Annotated in this window: 1 protein-coding gene; it reads left to right on the forward strand. The window is 73.5% G+C overall.

All coding sequences use genetic code 11. The annotated features are described in order from the left end of the window. Positions 1-366 (forward strand): cyclase family protein (locus ACYF6T_RS44695; protein WP_461703726.1); only part of this gene is annotated, 366 nt, incomplete at both ends.

Below are 366 nucleotides of genomic sequence, written 5' to 3' on the forward strand. Positions count from 1 at the left end.
CGGCAAGGCGTGGAACGGCCGGGCCGCCGAGAAGGTCGTCACCTCCGACGGCGACCTCGTCACCGGCATCGAGCACATGGCGCCCCACGTCGCGGGCCGAGGCGTGCTGCTGGACGTCGGCCGGGTGATCGGCACCGACGCGGAACTGCCGGACGGCTTCGCCATCACCGAGGACCATCTGACGGCGACGGCCGAGGCACACCAGGTGACCATCGGACGCGGTGACATCGTCCTCGTCCGCACCGGCCACCTCGCCCGCGCGAAGCGGGAGGGCTGGGGCGACTACGCCGGAGGCCCCGCTCCCGGCCTGTCGTTCACCACCGCCGGCTGGCTGCACCGCACCGAGATCGCCGCGATCGCCACCGA

This window comes from Streptomyces sp. 7R007 (assembly GCF_054850255.1).